Consider the following 18335-nt stretch of genomic DNA (forward strand, 5'->3'; position numbering starts at 1 on the left):
CCCGGAGACTGCCTCATACGGTCCTGAAACCACCTTATCTCGGGTTTACCCAATCAGGTTTCAGGATCGTATAGCATCGGAGGGAGATAGATGCCCGTGGCCATCCATTCATCGATAATCGTTCGGTACGACTCTTTTACTTAGGGGACAGCCCCCGATAGCCGAAGCGCGCCGTCTAGGAAAGCGAGCGTTTCAGCCGATATTCTTTGGGCGTGCTGCCGAATTTTGCTTTGAACAAGCGGAAGAAGTGGCTCTGGTTGCCGTAGCCGCATTTGTCCATAATCTCGGCGATCGTATCGTCTGTCTGGAGCAGCAGCTTCCTGGCATGCTCCAGCCGGACTTCGTTGATGTATTCCGTGATCGTCACGCCCTCCCGCTCCTTGAACAGCTTGCCGGTATAGGCGGAGGTCAGCTTGACGTTCGCCGCGATCGACTGCTGGCTCAGGTTCGGATCGGCGAACTTGCGCTCGATCAGCTCCCGCACCGTCCCGACGATCAGCTCGGTACGCTCGACGCCGGACGCTTTGCTGCCTTCGCAGATCCGGGCGCATGAGGCGAGGAACGCCAGGTACATATCCTCCAGCGTCACATTGTCTTCGCCCGTCCGATGAATCCGGTCGGTATCCGCGGGAGCGGAGGCGATCCGGTTGCGCGCGATGTCCGCGGAGGTGTTCTCGATCGCCCAAGCCAGATCGGACACCGCCCTTCTCATATCCTCGTAAGTGAAGGTTTGCAGCAGGGAGAAGGCGCGTTCCAGCTCGTTGCCGGCTTCGTCGAGACGGCCTTTCTTCAGCGCCTCGGCCAATCTTCGTTCGATATCCGGCGGCAGCAGCTTCGGCGCTTCCGCCAGATGGCTGCGAATATCGTCCGGAGTGACGATCGACCGGTAGCCGAAGACGAACAGATATAAGCTCGCCTGGTAAGCTTGGCGATAGGCGGACGACAGTTGGGTGCAGCGGGCGACGGGACGGCTGATGCCGCAGGTCAGAGAGAGCCCGTAGAACCGCTCTATCGTATGCTGAAGGTCGCCGACGAGCCGTTTCGCGCGTGCAAGCCCTTCTTCTCCGTCCATTCCCGACACGACCAGAACGGCATGGTCGGCCTGCATCTCCGCGGCTTCGCAGGCGAAGGCGGAAGAGAGCAGTTCATGGGCGATGTTGACGATGGCGAAGCTGTGCAGCTTTTTCGCCGAACCCGGCGTCGACGAGTCGTAGGCCGTGTAACGGTCGATTCTCAGCACGATCGCCGTCAGCGATGCTTCGCTGGACAGGTTGAGGCCGTGCTTCCCGATCAATTGCTTCATATCGTGCTCGGCGAACATGCCGCTGTCGGTCAGAAACTTGCGAAGATAATATTTGCGCACGATCTGCTCGGAGCTGATCTCCTGCAGTCTCTCGGACATCCGCAGAACGTTGTCGCCCATCGCGTCCAGCTCGTTGCCGGCCGCGTCGTCGCGATCGCCGCGCCCCAGGTGGGGACGGATGCGCCGAAGCATCGTTTCGATCGGATGGTAGAGCCGGTAGGACAGCCAGACGGATACGCCGACGGAGAGGAGCAGGAATGCCCCCGCGACGAGCAGAGAGCTGGTCCGGGCCTTGTCGACGTCCTGCATCAGCGTCCGGTAGGACTGAACGTACAAAATTGTCCAATCCCCGATGCCTTCCATATAAGTGACGACGCTCTTGCCGTCTCCTGCGTCGCCGATGACGAATCCGGACGAGCCGTTCCCTTCGATCAGGGCCGCTATAGCCGCCTCGGAGGGAGCTTCCCGCAGCGCCCGCTCTCCTCCGGCGAGCAGCCGTCCGTCGGCGGTTCGGATGTAGACTTCCCCCTGAATCCCGCTGCCGGCGTCGTTCATGCGGCGAAGGCTGTCGAACACCCAGTCGGGTTTGATATACAAAATCAAGGCCGATTCCTCGCCGAGGAACGGCTTGTAGGCATCGGTCACGATGAAGGCGAACGCGTCGACGGGACCGCCCTCCTCCGTCAGGCCGATCGGAATCAGCCGGTAAGGAAGATGTGGGCGCCGCGCATCGATCAGCCACTCCATCATCCGTTGTTTGGTCTTGCCGTCGTCGAGCAGGAAGTTCGAGGAGGAGCCGTACAATTCGCCGGAGCGGGCATTGTATACGGCCATCGAATGGAGGAACGAAGCGCTCTCCATCAGCTTGTTCATCTCGTTGTAGCCGCGAATGTAGTCCATGGCCGGGATCGGATCGGAGAACAGAAGAGGCGTGAGGAAATTGTCCTTCAAGGCGAACGAAGCCAGATGGGTGATCATCTCGTTCATGTAGTTCAGATTATATTGAATTTGCGTCAGCACCTTCAGGTTGGAGTCCTCCTGCGCCTTCCGGACGGACCGCTCGAGCACGTACGTGTTGACGACCGATAGACAAGTCAGAATCAGCGCCATGGCGAGAGCGATCGAGAACATGACGCGTTGGAAATACTTCTTGGACTTGAAAAATTCGAAGGCTCTCACTCTATCGCTCCTTCCACATTCACGGGCCTGCAGCTAATTATAGTTGTAAACGGATTCACGGGCGCGCGCAAGGCTATTTCGGACAGAGGGGAGAGGAATCGCAGTTTTTCGCGTTTTTCATAGCCTTCGGCTTCAGCTTTTGATAGATTAAGCAGTTTATGTGCCGCTGAAGGCATGGCAGAATGGGCTTGTAGAGGAGGTGATCCGCAAAAGCGACTCCGCCGAAGAGGCGGCAAAAAGGAAGGAAAGTGGAGACGAGGTCAGACTGAATCCAATCTCCGACAAACGAAAGGATGGATGATGATGACAAAGCTGCGCGAGAAGCCGGCAAGCGCGAAGAGGCTGAGAAGGGCGGGCTTGTGGCTCGCCCTGTTGCTGCTGCTGCCGGCCTTTCCTGCTCCGACCGCCTTCGCGGCGACGATCGACGTCGTATCGTTCGGCGCGAACGGAAGCGATTCGAACGACGACGCGGCGGCGATCCAGAGCGCGATCGATGCCGCGTCGAGCGGGGATACGGTTTATTTTCCCCCGGGGACTTACTATCTCTCGGCCAATCTTCAAGCCAAATCCGGGATCAAGCTGATCGGCCAGAGCAGAGACGCTTCGATTTTGAAGTATACGGGCTCCTCGGGAGGAGCGATCCTCTCGTTGAACAACACGACGAACGTCGAGGTCGCGCACTTGACGATCGACGCGAACAACAGCGCGTCGCCGAGCGCGGGCATCTGGGGAGAGCCCGGAGGGGGACATTACATTCACCATAACCGGATCAAGGATCTCGCCAAGAGCGACGGGTTCGCTCCGTTCGGCATTCTGATGTCGGCTTCTTCCAACGTCGTTATTACCGACAACGAATTTTCCAACATCGGCGTCAACTCGATGTGGGGAGGAGCGATCCGCGTCGGCTGGGGCTCGGACGCTCCGGTCATCGAGCGGAACACGATCGCGGATACCGGGCGCGGCGGCATTTTCGTCAACGACGGAGTAGACGGGGCGATCGTTCGGAACAACGTGATCACGGGCTCCGGACATCACAGCGAAGGGCTCGGCATCGAGCTGCATACGGACGTGAATCACTCGCTCGTGGAAGACAACCAGGTCGACCATTGGCTGAGCGTCGTCCGTTCCGAATACAACGCGATTCGCCGCAATACGATCCATACGACGGCGAATACGGTCAAAGGAATCGGGCTCGAGATCATGTCCAACCATTCCGTCACTTCCGACAATCTGGTCGACGGCGGCCAGCAGGTCGGCATGCAGCAGTCGCCGGGAACCGGCTACCAGCTCTGGAACTACAATACGATCCGCAATATCGTCATGTGGGGCATGCAGCTTCAAGGCGAAGGAACGGGGGAAATCGAGCAGTTCCAGTATTTCTACAAAAATACGATAGAGGACGGCCCGATCGGCCATCCTGCCGCCGCCTATCCCGGTTATGACGGCAACGCGATCCGCATTCACGGCAATACGCGCAATATCGTGTTCGACGGCAACATCGTCCGCAATAACGGCCGCAAGGCGATTGAGATTACGGGCGCAGCCGGCACGGACCGAATCTCGTTCATCAACAATACGATCACGGGCAACGGCGGACCTTCGATCGATCAGTATCCGTCGTCGGCCGCCGATCTCGAATGGAGCAACAATACGGTGAGCGGCAACGGAACGGATACGCAGCTGACGAGCCGCGGATTCGCCGATCCGAAGCCGACGGCCAGCTTCTCGGCCCCGCTGAGCGTGCAGCTTGGCCAGCCCGTGACGTTCACGAACTCGTCTACCGATAACGGGACGATCGTCGAGAACTTGTGGGATTTCGGAGAAGGCGTTCCGGTGACAACTGTCAGTCCGACTTATACGTACGAGAAAGCGGGTACGTATCGGATAACGCTGGTCGTCTGGGACGATACGGGCCGTGCGAACATTCAGGAACGGTCGATTCTGGTGTACGAAGGGCCGCCCGATACGGAAGCGCCGACCGCGCCGACGAATCTGGCTTCTCCTTCCAAGTCGAACGTGACGGTCGATCTCTCCTGGACGGCCTCCACGGATAACGTAGGGGTAGCTGGTTACGACGTCTATCGCGGAGGAACGCTGATCGGATCGACGACGGGCGCCAATGCGACGACGTTCACGGCGACGGGACTGACTCCGAGCACGTCTTACAGCTTCACGGTCAAGGCGAAGGACGCGGCGGGCAACGAGTCGGCCGCCAGCAATACGCTGAACGTCACGACGGATGCCGGCGATACCCAGCCTCCGACCGCGCCGGCGAATCTGACGAATACGGCGAAGACCGATACGAGCGTCAGCCTGGCGTGGACGGCTTCGTCGGACAATGTCGGCGTGACGGGCTACGACGTCTATAACGGAGCTTCTATCGCGGGCTCTACTTCGGGCGCTGGCGCTACGACGATTACGCTGACGGGGCTGAGCCCGAATACGTCGTACACCTTCACGGTGAAAGCGAAGGATGCGGCGAACAACGTCTCGGCCGCGAGCGCTCCGCTGACGGTGACGACGAATCCGGCAGCCAACTGGGTGCACTGCGCCGGCGAGAACAATCCGTGCAACTTTACCGGCACGAAGGAAGTCCGGTACGGCGCTAACGGAATTTATGCCTACGGCACGTTCACGAACACGGTCATGTGCTCGAATCACGGCTTCGGCGGCGATCCGGTTCCGGGCTACTACAAAACGTGCGACGTGAATCTCGCCAGCGAAGGCGGGGGAGGCGGCGATACGCAAGCGCCAACCGCTCCGACGGGCTTGACGTCGACAGGAAAGACGTCGTCCAGCGCCAGCTTAAGCTGGACGGCCTCGACCGATAATGTCGGCGTAACGGGCTATGATGTCTATAACGGGGGCTCGTTGGCGGGTTCCACGGGAGGAGCGACCTCCATTACGATCGGAGGCCTGTCCGCGAACACCGCGTATACGTTCACGGTCAAGGCGAAGGACGCGGCGAACAACGTCTCGGCGGCCAGCAGCGCGGTCACGGTGACGACTGATCCTTCCGGAGGCGGCGGAGAGCCGTCCGAGACCGGCACGATCGTCCGCGAATACTGGACCGGCATCTCGGGACCGACGGTAGCGAGCATCCCGCTCGGCACGGCGCCGACAGGCACCTCCGTCCTGACGAGCTTCGAAGCGCCTTCGAATTGGGGCGACCATTATGGCACGCGCATTCGCGGCTACATCGTGCCGACGGTGACCGGGACGTACCAGTTCGCGATCGCGGGAGACAACAACACGCAATTATGGCTCAGCACGGACGACTCGCCCGCCAACAAGTCCAAAATCGGCGAGGTGGTCGATTGGACGAACGAACGGGAATGGAATCGCACCTCTTCCCAGCAGTCGGGCAGCATCGCATTAACGGCCAACCAGAGGTATTACGTCGAGATTCTGCACAAGGAAGAATCCGGCGGAGATCATCTGGCGGTCGGTTGGAAAGTGCCAGGCAGCTCATCGTTCAGCGTGATCGACGGCGCAAACTTGGCTCCTTATTGACGAAAAGGATGTAGAGTTTGACGAAGAGGCCGCCGGGCAAAGCAGGGAAGCCCGGCGGCCTCTTGCCGGGGAACGTGGTAAGTCGGATGCGAGGGCAGCAGCGCGATGAATGCGTGAAATCGGGAGAAAAATAACGCAAACGAGATAAGCGCGGGAGGACGAGACACGGACATGGAAGAGCTGAGACTGCATGTAAGCCCGAACGGTTCCGATGAGGGGGACGGCAGCGCGGAAAGGCCGTACTTAACGATCGCGGCGGCCCAGAATGCGGTGAGGGCCGCCATAACAAGCGGCTTCGAAGGGACAATCGAAGTGTGGATCGGAGGCGGAGTCTACGAGTTGGAAGAGCCGCTTCGGTTCGGCGCGGACGATGCGGCCGGCGAACGTTGCCGCGTCGCCTATCGCGGCGTGGAAGGAGATATGCCGGTGCTGCAAGGCGGCGTCGCCTTGAGCGGGTGGGAGCCGTGGCGCGACGGAATTTGGCGGACGGCCGTGCCTGGAGGGCGGCGGTTCGATACGCTGTACGCCGACGGACGGAGGGTGGCGAAGGCGAGATGGCCGGCGAGCGGCTATGCGGAGACGAGATCGGTCGACGGGAAGGAGCGCGACGGCATCGGCTGGCGGGACGGGGATCTGCCCGACGCCGCGAAGCTCGGAACGGGCGGGCTGCAGGTGTTCGTCTGGCCGGGCGAAGGAGAGTGGAACTGGTTCTCGGAGACGATTCCGGTTCGCGCGATCGATGCCGAGGCGAAGTTCCTCGAGTTCGCCAGGCCGAGCACCTGGGGAATCGGGAAAGGCTCGCGGTACTACGTGCAAGGTGCGCTTGCCCTGCTTCGCGAGCCGGGACAGTTTTACTTGGACGAAGAGGCGGGGATCGTCTATTATTGGCCCGAGCGGGGCAGCCCGCTCGAACAGCGCGTGGTCGCGCCGCTCGTACGGACGATTGTGCGCATCGAGGGCGAAGGCGCGGACGCTCCGGTATCGGGCTTGACGTTCGAGGGATTGGCGCTGACGTGCACCGATTTTACCGGCGATTACAAGATGATGTCCAGTCGGCCGGACATGGCCAATTCCGAGCCCGACGAGCATCGCAACGGTCTCGTCTATATCCGCAACGCCTCCGATGTGACGATCGCGTCCTGCCGTCTTGCGCTCTCCGGCTGCAACGGCATCTTCCTGGACCGCTGCGCGGAACGAATCAAGCTTTCCGGAAACCTGATCGAGCGCGTTGGACATACGGGAATATACGCTTCGGGGCATGCTCCGGGCGAGGGGGAATTCGCAGACGCTTCGTCCGCCGACCGCAATTGCGGCCATACGATCGAGGACAACGTTATCGTCGACGGGGGAGAACTGGTCGGGCACGGCTGCGGTATTATGCTGTATCAGTGCGGGGACTGCGACGTTGCCCACAACCGAATCGCAAATATGCCCCGCTACGGCATCTCGATGAAGGGGCTGCGCCAAGGAGCGATGCCGCCGTCGCTATGGGGCATCCCCGTTACGTGGGACAATCATTGGGACTTCCTCTTTTCACGCGGCAACCGGATCCGATATAACGACATTTCGAACGTCATGACCGACAGTCAGGACGGGGGAATGATCGAGTCGTGGGGTTGCGGCCGCGGGAACAGGATCGTCGGCAACCGGCTGCATCATAGCGGCATTCATTTCTCGTTCGGCTTCGGCATCTACCTCGATGACGCGACGGATGACACGGAGGTGTCGCACAATGTGCTCGACCACCTGTACAGCACGGGAACGGGCAAGCTGTGGATGGCGATTTTCGCCAAAGGGATCGGCAATCGGATCGTGAACAATCTGATCGCCGACAACCCGGACGCGATCAACGCGATCGGAACGCAAGAAATGGTCGGGGAAGCCAACCGCGAGCTGGTCGTGGAGCGGAATATCGTCTCGGATTCCGGGCACCTCTACTGCTTCGTGAATTGGAGTCCGGAGCGGCTGGAGCGGGCGGATCGCAACTTGTTCTGGAGGGGCGGTGTCCGGACCCGGGTTACGGGCGATCTGCCGCTGCCGGCGATCTGCGCCAGTCCGGCTTGGGGTTGGGAGTACGAATGGGAGGATTGGCAGGAGATGAGCGGCCGCGTTTACGACCAGAGCTCGGCGTTCGCCCCTCCCGAATTCGCGCATGATGCGGACCGGGAGGCGGGAGAATATCGGTTGCTGCCGTCCTCTCCCGCTTACGCGCTCGGTTGGGAAGAGATCGATTATGCGCAGTTCGGGCCGAGAAAGCGGGACTGGCGATAACATCCCGGAGAAGGGGGCATACGCGAGGCCGGCTCGGGGAGTCGGTCTTTTCGACTTGCGGATGAGCGTTCCAGCCAGACCTCGGCGTTGCAGACGAGAGATCGTCCGAGAGACAAGGCAACCATTGCCCGGAACGTCAGGATTCGTTACACTGATGAGGAGATGCGCGAGAGGGAGGTCGTTGTATAATGACCCGTAAAATGCCTGTAATCGCTCTGCTGCTATTTCCTATTATTCCAGTGCTGCTGTTTAAGTTCGAATTTATGCAGACCCTTCATCCCGAATTTCGATATTCGCTGATGGGGTTCGGCCTTCTTTTGTTTCTGTCCGGCATCGCGGCCATGTCGCTCAAGCGTTACGGATGGGCGCACGTGGTCAAGTGGGTATCCGTCTATTATCTGGTTTTCACCTGCGCGATATGGATTTTGTATCTGGTAAGCCGCATTATCGTGTTTACCGACGTGTACGGCATGGAAAAGCTGCTTCAAGAGCATCAGTCGGCGGCGCAGTGGATCTACATTGCGATTTGTTTCGCCCAGCCGATTCTGCTGCCGATTCCCGAGGCCGTTACGGTCGTGGCGGGAAGCACGATTCTCGGAGCCTCTCAGGCGTTCCTGCTCGGCTTCGCCGGAACGATGCTGGGCGTCGCGACGATGTTCTATCTGGCCCGGATCGGAGGAACGCGGCTCGTCAGCCGTCTCGTGAAAGCCGAGCAATTGGAGCGCTATCACCGTTTCGTCCGCAGAAACGAGAGCTTCATCATGGGGCTGCTGTTCGTCATTCCCGTGCTGCCCGATGAGATCGTGTGCGTCGGCGCCGGAGTCAGCGGAGTGACTCCGCGGAAGTTTCTGCTGATCGCCGGCATATCGAAGCTGGCGACTTCGTTCCTGCTCGCGTATTCCGTTCAGGTGGCGGAGTGGCTGTCGATGTCGCCGTCTCAGGTGACGATCGCCTTGTCGATCGCGATAGGCGTTATGCTGCTGGCCGTCTTCGTATTCAAGAAAAGAATGAACCGCCAACCCGCTCATAAGGATAGCAGCTTCTAGTCTTATACGAGCTCGTCGATGGCCGCGCATGCGGCTTCGTCGCTCCATACCGGATTGGCGTAGCCGGCCGGCGCATTAAGATAGGCGATCCACGACGCATCGTAGCCGCTTTTCTTTGCGGCGGCCGCGCATGCGCGTTCTTCAATCTCTCCCCGCGACAGAGCTTCGAGCCGTTCCTTCCGAAATCCCGCGAACCGCCGAACGACCTCCTCGAATTTCTTTTCCTCGTCCTCGAGCGTTCCTCCTTCGACCCATTCGCCGCCGAAGACGAAAGCATAATCCCGGTAGCTCTCGACTTTCAAGGAAGCTGCGGCTTTATAGTAGCCGATCGCCCTCTTCGCGTCGCCGTCCGCTTCCGCCCACAACCCGTCCAACAACAGATGATACGGAGTCTCAGCTTCGGCGAAAACGCGGCTTTCCCGGTTCAGAGCGCCGTCCGCGACCGTATATGTATCGGTATATTCTCTCTGCCAGGGTCCCGCACCGACGGAATTAATCAGCCCTCCGGAGATGCTTAATTTTCCGTTGCGAATAACGGCTTCGTTCACGCTCGGAACGATCGCGGCTCCTCGTAAATTGTCGAGGTTCCCGTTGTTCCAGCTCGATACCGTATAGGTGGAAGTGGAGGTGTGAGCCCCGATTCCCAGCGAGGCCCAGACGATCTCCTGCTTGCCGTCGCCGCTCAAATCGCCGATCCCCTCGATCTTCGCCCGGCCGTAGTCTTCCGCGGGGAAAACAAAGCTTTGCCATTCGTACTCGCCGTCGTTCAGGGCCGCGACGATTCCGTAGGCGTAGCGATACTCGACGTCTTCCGTGATCCGGCTCTCGTAGACGACGGCCGCCCATTCGCGTTCGAAGCCGTCCCGGTCGAGGTCGGTTCGGATGACGACAACCGGGTAATCGCCCGGATTGTCTTGTTCGGCGCGGGAGCGCAGCCATTCGGCGAACTGATCTTCTTCCGGATGCTCCAAGATCAGCTCCGACGGGAGCCGATCCAATAGAGGGAGCTTTACTTCTTCGGGTTTGGCCGGTTCGAAAGAAGCGGATTCCTGCAGCGCCGCATCGGGCGGGGCCGATTCCCGAACGTCTTCGGTTGGGGAGGCTGCGCTTCCCGTCTCCGCCGCCAAGACGGCTCGCGTGCTTCTCGAAGCGTCTTCCCGCGGGCTGCAAGCCGTCGTCATCATCAGAGCGGCGAGCAGAATCCCAGCTGCCACTCTGTTAAGTTTCAAGTCGACCATTGGAAAATCACGCCTTTTATATGGATACGTAACTGACGTCCGAGAAGGGCGGCAGGTTCATTTTCGCGAGGCGGTGCAAATCCTGTGATATAATCGAGCTATAATGATCGATTCGCGGAGCGGTTGCGCGGATTGTTAACGGAGAGGACGAAGCCGTGTTGAAGACGTTGGTCATCGCGGAGAAACCCGATATGGGCCGCAATATCGCGGCCGTGATCGAGCCGAAGGCGCAGAACAAACGCTCTTATCTGGAGGGCGAACATTATATTATTACCTGGGCGATCGGCCACCTGATCGGCTTGGCCGAACCCGATCTCTACGATGAAAAGTATAAAAAATGGCGATTCGGCGATCTCCCGATCATTCCGGACAATTTCAAGCTGCTGCCCAATCCTCGGACGAAGGACCAGCTCCAGGTGATCGCGGATTTGGCGGCGCGCAGCGGCGAACTCGTCAACGCGTGCGACGCCGGGCGCGAAGGTCAGCATATTTTCTCCCTCATCGTAAGACATCTGGGGTTGCAGCATCCGGTGAAAAGGCTGTGGATTTCCGATTTGACGGCGGAGACAATTCGCAAAGGGTTCGATCAGTTGAAGGACAATGCGGAATACGCGAACCTGACCCAGGCCGCCCGCGCGCGCAGCGAAGCGGACTGGCTGATCGGGATGAACGGCTCCCGCGCGTTCACGACCAAGCATAACGAGCTGCTGTCCGTCGGCCGGGTGCAGACGCCGGTTCTGGCGCTGATCTACGACAGGCAGAAGCAGATCGAAGCGTTCGATTCTCTGAAATTTTACGAGATTGCGGCGACGTTCGAGCAGAGCGGCAGCGCTCCGTATAGAGGGAATTGGCAGGGAGACAGGCTGACCGATCCCGAGAAGGCGAAGGCCATCGCCGACAAGGTGAGGGGCAAGACGGGAGCGATCGCGAGTTACGAGGTTAAGGATACGAAGGAGTATCCGTTCAAGCTGTACGACCTGACGCTGCTGCAGCGGGAGGCGAACGGCAAGTTCGGCTTCTCCGCCAAGAAGACGCTCGACGTTGCGCAGGCACTCTATGAGAAGCACAAGATCATCTCGTACCCGCGTACGAACTCGAACTACGTGAATGCGGAGAACATCCCGGAGATGCACAAGATTTTGGATGCGATGCGGAACTCTCCGGAATACGGGGATTTCGTGAACGGCGCGAACAAGCGGTTCGTCCACGCGAACAACAAGAACGTGTGCAATCCGGCCAAGGTCGAGGATCACCACGCGATTATGCCGACGATGAGAAAACCGCAGGGGCTGAGCCCGGACGAGCGCAAGCTGTACGATCTGGTCGTGAAAAGGTTTCTGTCCCACTTCTATCCGGCTGCGGAGTACAAAGTGCATACCGTGTTGACCGAGGTGGAGAAGGAGACGTTCAAGACGACGGTGAAGCAGCTGCTGTCTCTCGGTTGGAAGGTTATCTATGCGGGAGACGCTCCGGCGGCCAAAGGCGGCGGCAAGGAGAAAGGCAAGGAAAAGGACGACGGGGCGGCGGAGGAAGAGGAACAGGAGACGGACGCGCCGTTCGAGGTCGATCCGCAGAAGCCCGTCGTCTGCGCGGATGCCGAGGTCAAGGAGAAGGAGACTCAGCCTCCGAAGCCGTACACCGAAGGAACGCTGCTGAAGGCGATGGAAAGCGCGGGCAAGCAGATCGAGGACGAGGAGCTGCGCGACGCGATGAAGGATTCCGGTCTCGGCACTCCGGCGACGCGCGCGGCGACGATTGAACGGCTGAAGCAGGTCGGGTACATCGACATGCAGGGCAAGCGGATCGTCATTACGCCCAAAGGAAGAACAGCGGTCGAGCTCATCCGCGGAGCGGGCATCGAGCTGCTGACGTCGCCGGAGATGACCGGACACTGGGAGCGGCGGCTGACGGAGATTTCGCGCGGACAAGCTTCAGCCGAGGCGTTCATGGGCAACGTGAAAAAGTTTACGAGGTTGATTATCGACAAGGTTAACGTTCAGCGTCCTGCAGCCAGAAACGCGTTCGCCAGACCGGAGCCGGCGGCGAAAGGGGCGCGAGGCGGCAAGAAGGCGTCCGGCGGCGGAGAGACGGGCGGTTCGGTCGCCGTCGCCGCGAAGAAATCTCCGGCGAAGCGGGCATCGGCGCCCAAGACGTCGTCCGCGGAGCAGAGCGGGGAGCCGGTCGTGATCGGCGTCTGCCCGAGCCCCGGGTGCGGGGGCAACATTTTCATGGGGCGTAAAGGCTACGGGTGCAGTCACTACAAAACGGGCTGCAAGTTCGTCATCTGGAAAGAGAGCCTGGGTCGAACGTTAACGGACGCGATGGTCAAGGCGCTAATCGGCAAGGGCCGGACCGGCAAGCTCAAGTTCCCGGGCACGGGCGGCGGAGAAGCGTTCGAAGCCAGAATCGTGCTGAAGAACGACAAGACGGGGGAGCTGGCTTTGGAGCGGGAGTGAGCAGAGATGGCATGAGACGAACAACGCGGCGAGACGCCAGAGCGAACTCCGATATCGATCTGTCTTTAATAGGCGAGAATATCCCCCTATCCCTCCATACTAAGCTGCGAGAGAACGTAGGATTGTACTCGTTAGACATCGTGAGGATGAACGAACTGGACGATGAGCTTCTGCTCGAAAGCAAAAATATGGATGGCGTATTGCTATATAGCAGGGAAGAGTCGGCAGCGCTTTGCTCTTCTTAACAACTACAAGAGAAAGTAAAAACCCACTCCAAGGTTTCCGGCCAAAGGTGGGTTTCTGCGCTCTTCATTGCACTTGAAGGGACATCCCATCCAAGCCAATTGTATAGGCCGAGTGTTACTAGCACTCGGTCTTTCTGTATGTCATTTTAGCATAAGAAGTACGTTTTGAACAAGAGAGAGAAATGGGTGATTCCTCTTTACTATCGAAAATATACCTGGTATAATTTCGGTATTACAAGGAGGGTGATGAGATGTTCGTTCCGGGATTTACTGTATGGTATAACGTCAAAAGCATCGAACGTACGCTGGCATTCTATACCGAAAAGCTGGGCTTCGAGGTACTGTTCCACAATCCGGAGTGGGGGATGGCGATGGTGAAGACGAATACGGAGGGCTGCGTGATCGGCTTCTCCGAAGCGGAGACGGTCGAGCCCTCGACCTCTTCCACCGTGTTCGACGTGGAGAATATCGACGATGCCGTGAGTAAGCTCAAACGGCTTGACGTCAGCTTCTCCGGAGAGATCGAGGTCATCGACGATTTCGTCAAGCTGGCGACGTTCGCCGATCCGGACGGCCATTCGCTCATGCTTTCGGAGCAGTTGACGCAGCTTTGAGCAAAGAGCAGTTCGTGCTGCAGCTTGCGCAGCAGCTGTCCGGCCGCTGGACGATTCCGATCCTGCTCTCGCTCGAGAGCAGCGGCGGGCGATTCACACCGCTGCAGAGGCAGCTGGACATTGCGCCGGCCCGGCTCAGCGACAACCTTAAGCAGTTGAGCGACGCGGAACTCATCCATCACCTGACTCCTCTGGAGCGTCGCCATCCTCTGCTGCCGGAGTACAAGCTCACCGAGAAAGGCAAGCTCTACCGGGAGGCGGCCCAGGCGATCCGCAGCTCCGAGGCGCAGATCGGTCACGGGACGTTGTCCGCCAAAGCCTGGAATATGCCGGTGCTCGTCGCGCTGAACTACCAGCATGGCAGATTTCAGGAGATCCGGCGCGTATTGCAGCCCGTCACACCCCGCATTCTGTCCGCGCGTCTCGACGAGCTGCACGTCGAGGAACTGATCGTCAAGCAGATCGCCGACCAGCCGAGGCCGTCTTTCCTGTACGAGCTGTCCTCGCTCAGCGAGAGGCCGATCACGGTTCTGACGGCCGATTTGTCCTCTCTGGCCTAGACGGACGAAGCACAAAAGGCACATGCGTTTCCCGAATAAGGGGGCGTATGTGCCTTTTCAAATCCGAAATAAAGTCAACTTTTCCCGTAAAGAAGATAAGCATCGGACGCCCCAATTTTTTTATGATGGAGTCGTAACCGAAATCGTGTACGATAAGGGGAGGAAACGAATATGGCGGCAAATGGAAGGTTGACGGAGGAGCAGCAGCAAGAATACAAGGATCAGGGGTACACGTTGTATCGTAAGCCGTTGTTCGGACCGGAAAAAATGCAAAAGCTCACCGATATTTTCGAAGAGCAGTGGGCGGCGGTCGGACGCAAGCTGAACAGTGAGCTGGATACGCCGCATTTTCGCGACGAGAGATTGCTGGAATTTCTGCTGGCCGACGAGGTGCTCGATCTGGTAGAGCCGATCATCGGTCCGAATATCGGGCTGTGGTCCAGCCATTTCATTTGCAAGGAGCCGGTGACCGGGAAGCAGACGCCGTGGCACGAGGATTCGGCTTATTGGAAAGGACGGCTGACCCGCTTCGACAAGATCGTGACGGTCTGGCTGGCGATCGACAGAAGCAGCAAGGAAAACGGCTGCATGAGGGTTATTCCGGGCACTCACCGGAACGGCTTCTCGAAGTACGAGAACGTCGACGAGGGGCAAAATATTTTTTCGACAGAGATCAAAAGAAGCGAGATCGACGAATCGAAAGCGGTGTACTTCGAGCTTGAGCCGGGACAATGCTCGCTGCACGACTCGCGAATTATCCACGGAGCACCGCCGAACACGAGCCCGCATCGCCGGTGCGGCTACACGATGAGGTATTTCTCCACGGAGGCTGCGGTCATCCCGGAGGCCAATCCGGGCTTCAAGATTTGGCTGGCGCGCGGCCGGGATCTGGGAGGCAATACGTTTGTGAACGTTTAGCGGTTGCAGAGTCTGAAGAAGGCTGGCCGGAAGAAGGAGGGGGAGAGGGTTATGAAAATCCAACAGTTGCCCGAGAGGCTGCTGAACGATCAGTATATGGACTCGTTATCTTCCTTTCGGATGTATCGGCATACGCTGGAGCAGGAGATCGGCACGCATTGGCATCAATTTTACGAGTTGGGAGTCGTCGTCTCGGGAACGGGCGCCCATCACATCAACGGCGTTCCGTTTCGCATGGAGAGGGGTCATGCGTTTCTGATGACTCCTGCCGATTTTCACCGAATCGTTCCCGATCCCGGCCAGACGCTTCGGCTGTACAATCTGATTTTCACGGAACGAATGATCTCGGATGAGCTTGCGGAACAACTCTTCGAGCGCGGCAATGCGTATCATTGCGAGTATGGAGAAAAGGAATACGCGGATGCGGAGCATGAATTCGAACGGATTGTCCGCGAGTCGGGCGATTGGCGGGAGCTTAGCGGCGTTGTTGTGAAGGGGTGCATCGAGCGCTTGCTCGTAGATCTGTGCCGCGGCTGTCCGCCATCGAATACGGAAGCTTCCAAGGAGCCGAACCTGTCGATGCATCCGTCCATCCGCAAGGCGCTCGTCTACGTGCAGCATCATTTTCGCGAGCCGCTGCTGCTGGAGGAGGTCGCTAGATTCTCCGGACTGTCGGTCAATTATTTCAGCGAAAGCTTCCGCAAGCAGACCGGTCAAACCTTTCAGACGCATGTGCGCGATAGGAGGCTTGGTTTCGCCAAGTCGCTGATCGAAGCGACGGATCTTCCGATTACGGAAATCTGTCATGCGGCGGGCTTTAACACCTTGACGTATTTTGTGAGGGCGTTCAAAGCGAAGTATCGGATGTCTCCCCGCAAGCTTCGAGGCTCGGGGATGGCCGCGCCGGGCGGGGATGAGGGATGGGAAGCGAACGGTTGAACGGACCGGGAAAAGAGAGCGCAAGTCGAGGCGGATTCCGCCTGCGAACTTGCGCTTTTTCTTCGGAGTTTGCATACACGCCCTAGGAGAGAGCCTTCTCGAACTCTTCCGTCAGCAGCGGCACGACTTCGAACAGATCGCCGACGATGCCGTAATCGGCAATCTTGAAGATCGGCGCTTCCGGATCTTTGTTGATGGCGATGATGACGCGGGACTGGCTCATGCCGGCCAGATGCTGGATCGCGCCGCTGATGCCGCAGGCGATGTAGATTTCGGGGGTGACGACTTTGCCGGTCTGCCCGATCTGCAGCGCGTAGTCGCAGTAGCCGGCGTCGCATGCGCCGCGGGAAGCGCCGACGGCGGCGTTCAGCGCTTCGGCGAGCCGCTCCAGCGGCTTGAAGCCTTCGGCGCTCTTCACGCCGCGTCCGCCGGAGACGACGATCTTCGCTTCGGCCAAGTCGACTTTGCCGGATGTTTTGCGGACGACTTCCTTTACGGCCGAGCGAAGGCTCGGGAGCGGAGACGCGCTGGAGACGACGACCGGGCCAGAGGAGGGAAGCGGCTCTGCTGCCGGGAAGTTGTTGGGGCGGACGGTGACGATCTGAGCGCCGGCGTTCTCGACGAACCGTTTACGTTCGAAGGCTTTGCCGGCATACAGCGGTCTGACGTAGAGAGGACTGCCATCTTCGGCGCTTTCGATCGCGGTGACGTCGGAAATTTGTCCCGCTTCCAGGCGGGCAGCGATCATCGGCGCCAGATCGCGGCCGATCGCCGTGTGGCCGAGGAAGACGGCGCTGGGACTCAGCTCGTTCAGCGCTGCGCTCGCCGCCGCGAATGTCGCCTCGGCGTGATAGACCGCCAAGTCGGGGCGGTCGACGACATGCACCGGGCCGTCCACATAGCGCGCCAGTTCCTCCGCCAGCTCCGACACCTGATGCCCGATCAGCACGGCGGCGATCCGGTCGTTCTCCCCCTTGGCCTGCCTGGCCGCTTCGATCGCCTCGAACGTCACCTGCCTCAGCTTGCCTTCACGCGTCTCCGCGATAATCGCATAAGTCTGGCTCATCGTTCGTTCCTCCTTCTCTATTGGACTTGAATTGGTTACAGGACTTTCGCTTCCGTGCGCAGAAGCTTGACCAGCTCTGCCGCCTGCTGTGCCGGATCGCCCTTCAGCAGTTTTCCGGCTTGGCGGGCCGGAGGCAGGGCCAGCGACTCCCGCTTCGTCTTCGGCGCGATGTCCGCTTCCCTCAGGCCGATGTCTTCCAGGCTTAGCGTCTGCAGCGGCTTCTTCTTCGCTTTCATGATGCCGGGAAGCGAAGGGTAGCGGGGCTCGTTCAGCCCTTGCTGCGCCGTGATCAGCGCCGGCAGCGTCAGCTCGATCGTCTCGGCGTCCCCTTCGGCGTCGCGCAGAACCGTGGCTTGGCTGCCGTTAACGGTCAGCCTTGTAACTGACGCGGCATGCGGAATGTCCAGCAGCGCCGCAAGCCGGACGGCCACCTGCCCGCTTCCGTTGTCGATCGAGAAGTTGCCGCCCAGGATGAGGTCGTACGGCTGCGATGACTGAGTTTTCAAATAGGCGGCAAGCGCCCTGGAGACGGAGTATTCATCTTGGCCGATGCGTTCGTCGGAGATCAGCGCCGCTTCGTCGGCCCCCATCGCGAGCGCAGTCCGCAGCGCCTCCGCCGTGCGATCCGTGCCGACGGATACGGCCACGATCGTGCCGCCGTGCCGTTCCTTCAGTCGGATCGCCTCCTCCACGGCATACTCGTCGTATGGGTTAATCACAAACTTGACGCCGTCCTCCTCAATCTCTCCGTCCCGCAGCACGATTTTCTCCTCGGTGTCGAACGTTTGCTTCAAAATGACGTAAATGTTCATTCGCAATCTCTCCTTTCTTTTGTGGACGCCGAGTCCGCATCCCTGAACAGCTTCGTGATCAAAATCGGTTTTTTGAATTACCGCATTCCAATAAGATTCAAAAAGTCGGTTTTCAGCACCGAGAAGGTTGGATGAAGCTTAGGGAGTGAGGAGCGGAGCGTAGGAAGAGCCTACG

At 59.3% G+C, this 18335-nt stretch carries 12 protein-coding genes; 8 read left to right on the forward strand and 4 right to left on the reverse strand.

Annotated elements, in window-relative coordinates:
* Window positions 1–175: 175 nt before the first annotated feature.
* Window positions 176–2482, reverse strand: coding sequence for a helix-turn-helix domain-containing protein (locus B0G52_RS08650; protein WP_094043169.1), 2307 nt, complete (start codon window positions 2480–2482; stop codon window positions 176–178).
* A 303-nt stretch (window positions 2483–2785) separates the two neighbouring features.
* On the opposite strand from B0G52_RS08650, the gene B0G52_RS08655 reads away from it, so the two are divergent.
* The 3 genes from B0G52_RS08655 to B0G52_RS08665 all read left to right on the forward strand — a co-directional run bounded on the left by B0G52_RS08655 (window position 2786) and on the right by B0G52_RS08665 (window position 9312).
* Complete coding sequence (locus tag B0G52_RS08655; protein WP_158223638.1) at window positions 2786–5995, forward strand: fibronectin type III domain-containing protein; 3210 nt, start codon at window positions 2786–2788, stop codon at window positions 5993–5995.
* Between the two features lie 171 nt (window positions 5996–6166).
* On the forward strand, window positions 6167–8266 hold the full coding sequence (locus tag B0G52_RS08660) for a right-handed parallel beta-helix repeat-containing protein (RefSeq protein ID WP_094043173.1): 2100 nt from the start codon (window positions 6167–6169) through the stop codon (window positions 8264–8266).
* Window positions 8267–8454: 188 nt separating this feature from the next.
* Window positions 8455–9312, forward strand: coding sequence for a TVP38/TMEM64 family protein (locus B0G52_RS08665; protein WP_094043175.1), 858 nt, complete (start codon window positions 8455–8457; stop codon window positions 9310–9312).
* A 2-nt stretch (window positions 9313–9314) separates the two neighbouring features.
* On the opposite strand, the gene B0G52_RS08670 is transcribed toward B0G52_RS08665, so the two are convergent.
* The gene (locus B0G52_RS08670) at window positions 9315–10550 is read right to left on the reverse strand and encodes a hypothetical protein (RefSeq protein WP_094043177.1); all 1236 of its coding nucleotides are present in this window, start codon (window positions 10548–10550) and stop codon (window positions 9315–9317) included.
* 158 nt (window positions 10551–10708) lie between these two features.
* Between B0G52_RS08670 and B0G52_RS08675 the strand changes: the two genes are divergently transcribed.
* From B0G52_RS08675 to B0G52_RS08700, 5 genes are all read left to right on the forward strand, one after another.
* Entirely contained in the window at window positions 10709–13006 is a 2298-nt protein-coding gene (locus B0G52_RS08675; RefSeq protein WP_094043333.1) for a type IA DNA topoisomerase, read from the forward strand.
* 496 nt (window positions 13007–13502) lie between these two features.
* The gene (locus tag B0G52_RS08685; protein ID WP_094043181.1) at window positions 13503–13865 is read left to right on the forward strand and encodes a VOC family protein; all 363 of its coding nucleotides are present in this window, start codon (window positions 13503–13505) and stop codon (window positions 13863–13865) included.
* A complete protein-coding gene (locus B0G52_RS08690; protein WP_094043183.1) occupies window positions 13862–14425 on the forward strand; it encodes a winged helix-turn-helix transcriptional regulator in 564 nt (187 codons plus the stop codon). Before B0G52_RS08685 ends, B0G52_RS08690 begins: the two co-directional genes overlap by 4 nt.
* 171 nt (window positions 14426–14596) lie before the next feature.
* Window positions 14597–15343 (forward strand): phytanoyl-CoA dioxygenase family protein, encoded by a 747-nt coding sequence (locus B0G52_RS08695; RefSeq protein ID WP_094043185.1) that lies wholly within the window; start codon window positions 14597–14599, stop codon window positions 15341–15343.
* A gap of 51 nt (window positions 15344–15394) precedes the next feature.
* The gene (locus tag B0G52_RS08700) at window positions 15395–16282 is read left to right on the forward strand and encodes an AraC family transcriptional regulator (RefSeq protein WP_094043187.1); all 888 of its coding nucleotides are present in this window, start codon (window positions 15395–15397) and stop codon (window positions 16280–16282) included.
* An 82-nt stretch (window positions 16283–16364) separates the two neighbouring features.
* On the opposite strand, the gene B0G52_RS08705 is transcribed toward B0G52_RS08700, so the two are convergent.
* Together B0G52_RS08705 and B0G52_RS08710 are read right to left on the reverse strand one after the other, a co-directional pair.
* A complete protein-coding gene (locus B0G52_RS08705; protein WP_094043189.1) occupies window positions 16365–17348 on the reverse strand; it encodes an electron transfer flavoprotein subunit alpha/FixB family protein in 984 nt (327 codons plus the stop codon).
* A gap of 35 nt (window positions 17349–17383) precedes the next feature.
* The gene (locus tag B0G52_RS08710; RefSeq protein WP_094043191.1) at window positions 17384–18160 is read right to left on the reverse strand and encodes an electron transfer flavoprotein subunit beta/FixA family protein; all 777 of its coding nucleotides are present in this window, start codon (window positions 18158–18160) and stop codon (window positions 17384–17386) included.
* Window positions 18161–18335 lie beyond the last annotated feature (175 nt).

It is taken from the genome of Cohnella sp. SGD-V74 (assembly GCF_003001675.1).
GTDB lineage: Bacteria > Bacillota > Bacilli > Paenibacillales > Paenibacillaceae > Cohnella.

Coding starts and splice junctions, on each gene's coding strand:
- B0G52_RS08655 (WP_158223638.1), top strand. CDS start 2,786: ATGACAAAGCTGCGCGAGAAGCCGGCAAGCGCGAAGAGGCTGAGAAGG.
- B0G52_RS08660 (WP_094043173.1), top strand. CDS start 6,167: ATGGAAGAGCTGAGACTGCATGTAAGCCCGAACGGTTCCGATGAGGGG.
- B0G52_RS08665 (WP_094043175.1), top strand. CDS start 8,455: ATGACCCGTAAAATGCCTGTAATCGCTCTGCTGCTATTTCCTATTATT.
- B0G52_RS08670 (WP_094043177.1), bottom strand. CDS start 10,550: ATGGTCGACTTGAAACTTAACAGAGTGGCAGCTGGGATTCTGCTCGCC.
- B0G52_RS08685 (WP_094043181.1), top strand. CDS start 13,503: ATGTTCGTTCCGGGATTTACTGTATGGTATAACGTCAAAAGCATCGAA.
- B0G52_RS08695 (WP_094043185.1), top strand. CDS start 14,597: ATGGCGGCAAATGGAAGGTTGACGGAGGAGCAGCAGCAAGAATACAAG.
- B0G52_RS08700 (WP_094043187.1), top strand. CDS start 15,395: ATGAAAATCCAACAGTTGCCCGAGAGGCTGCTGAACGATCAGTATATG.
- B0G52_RS08705 (WP_094043189.1), bottom strand. CDS start 17,348: ATGAGCCAGACTTATGCGATTATCGCGGAGACGCGTGAAGGCAAGCTG.
- B0G52_RS08710 (WP_094043191.1), bottom strand. CDS start 18,160: ATGAACATTTACGTCATTTTGAAGCAAACGTTCGACACCGAGGAGAAA.